We start from the raw sequence: 4,715 nt of genomic DNA on the forward strand, positions 1-4,715 counted from the left end.
GAATTTCCCTTTTCATATCCATCGCACAGTTTAGGCGAGTGTTGCAAATGAACGCATATTGAGGGAATTAAGTATGTATTTGAAGAAAGGTGATTGGGTTGAAGTTTTTTGACTAGAGAAATAAAACCTGACAGGTTTTGGGAACCTGTCAGGTCTGGAAGATCACTTCCCAACCTCCCTCACGTAAAAATCAAAACCGCCTTTACTGCCGATCTTTTTTAATTGATCGTATTGTTCGGCTTCTTTATGGGTGATTTTACTCACGAAGTAAGCCGGTTTATCGATATCGCCAGTGAGCAGCCACTGCTTGTTCTTGCGCTGTTCATTTTGGTCATCGGGTTGCTGAAAGTAGAAATAGTGAGCATAGCTTTTGAATCCGAGCGTAGTCACGTAGCAATCCTCCCCCGATAGTTCTTCATAAAATTCAATGGCGCTTCGTTGAGAATGCGCTTCGATCTTTGGGACCATAAATTGGAGTGTAAGCTCCAAACTGACGAATGATGCCAATCCGATAACCGCAATGGCCTTGAAATGCCTGTTTCTTTTGAGTAAGAAATAGGTAAAAAGAACCGCAATGAGAAAAAACAACCAGATGCTCGCTTCCCAGCCCGTCCAGTTTACAGGAAGCTGGAGCGCAGCCAATGCAAACGGGTCTTTGATCAGCGGATAGAGAATTTCTTTGTTGACCATCAAAAGGGGAACTGTCATGAGTAATGAACCTAAAAGCAGTCCTATAATCAGGAATAAAACGCGAAGCCATTTCCTGTTTGACTGTCGGCCCCAGCTTACATTAAACAGGTAGAATGTCGCCAGGAAAGAGAGCGGTAAATACGCCATTGACGAATAGTGAACAATCTTGGTCGTGACAATCGTGAAAACAATCATAACCACCCAAAACAGGCTTCTCATCCAAACCTTCAGCTCATAAGGTGATTTTGATCGCATGTTGAAAAAGGTAGGTAATGCAAAAACCGATGAGGGAAAACAACCGATGAAGACCACCACAAAATGATAGTAAAAAGGTTGTTTGTGCCCGGCTACCGGACTACTCAACAACCCGATCTGGTAATCGATGAATTGCCACAAAATACTCAATCCGTTCGAGAAAACTTCAGCACCCACCCAAATGCTCACAATACCGATAAATCCGGCAAAAAAAGTGAGAATGTTGAGTAGAGAAGGAAAATACTTTCGGCCTTTCACAGCTACAAAAACGAGCAGTGTGAGCGCCAACAACAAAAATCCAACCGGGCCTTTGGTCAGAACGCTGAGCCCGCTCATGATACCCGAAAAAACCGCCCATCTTTTATTGTGAGTTTCATCGTGTATGGATCTGACCATGAAATAAATAGCTGTGAAAATAAAGTAATTGAAAATAGGGTCAATAATCCCCGACTTGAAGTAAAAATGCGGCAGAATTGAACCGATGTACATGAGTGCCCACATCAACCCGAATTTTTTATTGAAGTGCTTTGCCCCGATGAGGAAAAGCGTAGCCAGGTAAACAAAACCAAATACGGCATTGGGAAAACGCGCAGCAAATTCATTGACGCCAAAGAGTTTCATCGCAATAACCTGTAACCAAAAGAAGAGTGGCGGTTTTTCCCAAAAAGGTTCAAAGTCAATTTGTACGCGCAGGTAATTACCACTTGCAATCATTTCACGAGCCGACTCGGCAAAATTGATCTCATCCCAGTCGAACAAGTGCACTTTACCGAGACCGATAAAAAGAACAGAGGAAAGGACAAACAGAAAAATAAGTGCGTTAAAACGCGTCTTGTAGATTTTTTCGAGCATTACAATCGTTTAATTACCAGTCTTATTAAAAATGCCTGCGCTACCATAAAGATAATAGTGCCGATACGGAACAACCATGTAGCTGTTTGATTCACCTCTGGTGTGAGAGAAAATTCAGGTTTTATATCGCTGCTAAAACTTTTGATAACCGGATTCAGGAGCAGTTGGTCAGATCCGGTTGAGGCAACCGTTCTAACATAAGTGTCGCATGGTGTAATGTTGTACGAAACAGCATTTGTATCACGAACTTCTTTCAGCAGTACTCCCTGCTTACCCTTCAACCTGATGTGATCGAGTTTTCGTTTAAAAGCCACGGTTAAAACATCATCAACAACCCGGCAACTTTTGAGATCATTATCAAACTCACCATCCTGACTTTTTACCATATAAAATGTTCCGCTGTCCATGGCATCCATTACTCCCTCAATTGATTTTTCCCCGGCATAAATAACATTCCACCTTTTACAAACAGGCTCATCAGAGAGAGCATGGATATCATCACTCGAAAGTCCCCACACAACTCTCCCGGCAGACAATGCTCTATCCCACGGCTCTTCAGAGTCGTAATAGTGATTAAAAACCTCGATAAAATCGTAGTTGCAGAGCTTACTTAAATCGTAACTGGTTTTGCTGTTGAACAACTTTGGATGCGCAATGACAACTTTAGCATCATTGTCCTTCATCTTATCAATAACATGTTGTTTGTGAGAAGTCATCTGCCACAGCGGGTAATCAAAAAACGATGTTTTTGTCGGGTTGATAGCAAGGTTATGCGACTTCAACAAGTTGTAACCATGTTCATAAACCGGCATTTTAAGGCTCGTACTGGCGCAACTCGTTTTATCTACCCTGTGATAATTCGAAATTCCAACAACTTCATAGCCATTGTTCTCATAGAACTCGTAGATTTTTTCTGGCTCATCATGGCCATTTGTGAGACCTCCCCACGAATAGCCATGTGCGTGTAAATTGCCTTTCAGTTTGTGATCAGTTATTTTACGATAAGGATTGTAATATTCAGATCCTGAAAAAGGGATCTCAACCGGGAAACGGTATATTTTGGTTCTGGCGTAAAATATACCGGCAATAAGCAATATAGATAACGGGATGATTACAAGTATCTTGATTGTAATGCTAATTGCTTTTTTCATGCCTCAATGATAGCACAGTGAAGCAATCCAAAAATTAAGTCCTGTTTAATCAATCTCTAAGAAAACACAAATCAAACTACTGATTGTTAGGGAATTATTTCGTCATTGTTAACAGGGAAAAAGTACCTCCGCCAGGACTCGAACCTGGATCTAGAGTTTAGGAAACTCCTATTCTATCCCTTGAACTACGGAGGCTTAAAAGAAGAAGGGGGGTGTATCAAAAGGCGTTGAATAATTTGGAAAAAAGTTGACTAAAACGTAGCAACCTAATTCTTTCGATTATTAATGCTTTAAAGGACAGCCTTTTAAAACCGAAAATCTTTTGATTTCCGGTTTTGATACACCCCTCTTGTGGAGCATATCGGAGTCGAACCGATGACCTCTACACTGCCAGTGTAGCGCTCTAGCCAGCTGAGCTAATGCCCCGGTGATTTTAAGGTATACTAAATCGCGCATTGCAAAAATGGAAAAGCAATTTTAAAAACCCACCAAAAACACATTTTATTTCATCTTTTTACGTCTTTTAGATTATGAAAGCGCAATATTTAACCTTATAAAGCTATACAATTGTTAATAACTAGCAATATTGCGGAACGAATTGCCAATTTTAGAGAATAAGTGTCATTTTGAGACTGAATTACAACTTTGGGTGAATTTATGAACAGCTGTAACCTGCTAACTACAAAGCTTTGAGCACAATTAACAATAGGTTGGGTATAAAATGCAAATAATGAGTCACAGTTTGCAAATAGAAAGTCAATAAATTTGTCTCACATTAATTTAATACTCAATCCCAATAGTATGAGGAAATACAATGTTTTAGCTGTGAACAGTGGGGTTAATGAAAATCAGGACCTCGAATCCTATTTCGAGGGAGATGAAATTAACCTTACTTCGGTAGAGAGCAGTGGTCAGGAAGCCCTGCGCGCCTTTGAAGAGTCAGTACCAGATGTGGTTCTGATCGACACTAAGGAAAATGGTGGTTCATCCGGTTACGATGTAGCCAACGAACTGAGTCAGCACTCAGATGTACCAATCCTTTTCCTAAGAGACCCTAAAGAACTGAACAACGGTTCTGAAAAGAACAAAACAGGGTTTCATAAAAACTATGTTCAGTATCCTTTGACGAAAAAGAAGCTGAAAGACAGCATTGAAAAGGCTGTATTGGATTTTCGCAAAAAGATGAAAAACGGCAACGCGATCAATGAAGCGCCCCTTCATCGGAATGTTGAGAATCACAGTTTCTTTGTGAAAATTGGCAACAAGCTCAAGCGTGTTGAAACCAACAAAATTGAGTTTATTGAAGTAGAAGAAAAGTACTGCTCGATTTTTACAGAAAACCGTCAAATTCACGTGAAGATTGCTCTCAAGGATTTCATCAAGAAACTCCCCGAGTCAACTTTTATTCGTGTTCACCGCAATTACGTGATCAATACAGAGTACGTAAACACAGTTCAGTTGTCTGAGAATATCGTTATCGTCAATGATCGCAATATTCCATTCAGCAGAACTTACAAAGAAAACCTTATCAACACCTTGAATTTGATTTAAACCCCTTTTGACCTTTATCCTTTATTTGGTTTTTATTTCTTTTTTTACCCTTCTACCCCCGACTTAAAACCTTTTCCTTAGCCTACCCACCAATCCTTCAAACCTGATTTGTCTGTAAAACGGGCAATATACAATATGGGGAAATCTAACTTTCACTCTTCATGTGATAGGTTATCTCTATCTCACTCTATCATTTAATCAAGCTTCATTTTATTT

At 40.1% G+C, this 4,715-nt stretch carries 3 protein-coding genes and 2 tRNA genes; 1 reads left to right on the forward strand and 4 read right to left on the reverse strand.

Translation table 11 applies throughout. The annotated features are described in order from the left end of the window. Positions 1 to 162: 162 nt before the first annotated feature. From RI557_RS11360 to RI557_RS11375, 4 genes are all read right to left on the reverse strand, one after another. Positions 163 to 1,797: a glycosyltransferase family 39 protein gene (locus RI557_RS11360; protein ID WP_310668733.1), complete on the reverse strand. Its 1,635-nt coding sequence runs from the start codon at positions 1,795 to 1,797 to the stop codon at positions 163 to 165. Further along, complete coding sequence (locus tag RI557_RS11365; protein ID WP_310683873.1) at positions 1,797 to 2,948, reverse strand: hypothetical protein; 1,152 nt, start codon at positions 2,946 to 2,948, stop codon at positions 1,797 to 1,799. Before RI557_RS11365 ends, RI557_RS11360 begins: the two co-directional genes overlap by 1 nt. A 123-nt stretch (positions 2,949 to 3,071) precedes the next feature. After that, positions 3,072 to 3,143 (reverse strand) — tRNA-Arg (locus RI557_RS11370). A gap of 157 nt (positions 3,144 to 3,300) precedes the next feature. Then, positions 3,301 to 3,374, reverse strand: a tRNA-Ala gene (locus tag RI557_RS11375). A gap of 375 nt (positions 3,375 to 3,749) precedes the next feature. On the opposite strand from RI557_RS11375, the gene RI557_RS11380 reads away from it, so the two are divergent. Next, the gene (locus tag RI557_RS11380; protein ID WP_310668735.1) at positions 3,750 to 4,499 is read left to right on the forward strand and encodes a LytTR family DNA-binding domain-containing protein; all 750 of its coding nucleotides are present in this window, start codon (positions 3,750 to 3,752) and stop codon (positions 4,497 to 4,499) included. The last annotated feature ends 216 nt before the right edge of the window (positions 4,500 to 4,715 follow it).

The sequence above is a fragment of the Salibacter sp. genome, from assembly GCF_031581065.1.
Taxonomy (GTDB): domain Bacteria; phylum Bacteroidota; class Bacteroidia; order Flavobacteriales_G; family Salibacteraceae; genus Salibacter.

Bases quoted from the DNA above. Each gene is read 5' to 3' on its own strand.
- RI557_RS11360 (WP_310668733.1), bottom strand. From the start codon at position 1,797: ATGCTCGAAAAAATCTACAAGACGCGTTTTAACGCACTTATTTTTCTG.
- RI557_RS11365 (WP_310683873.1), bottom strand. From the start codon at position 2,948: ATGAAAAAAGCAATTAGCATTACAATCAAGATACTTGTAATCATCCCG.
- RI557_RS11380 (WP_310668735.1), top strand. From the start codon at position 3,750: ATGAGGAAATACAATGTTTTAGCTGTGAACAGTGGGGTTAATGAAAAT.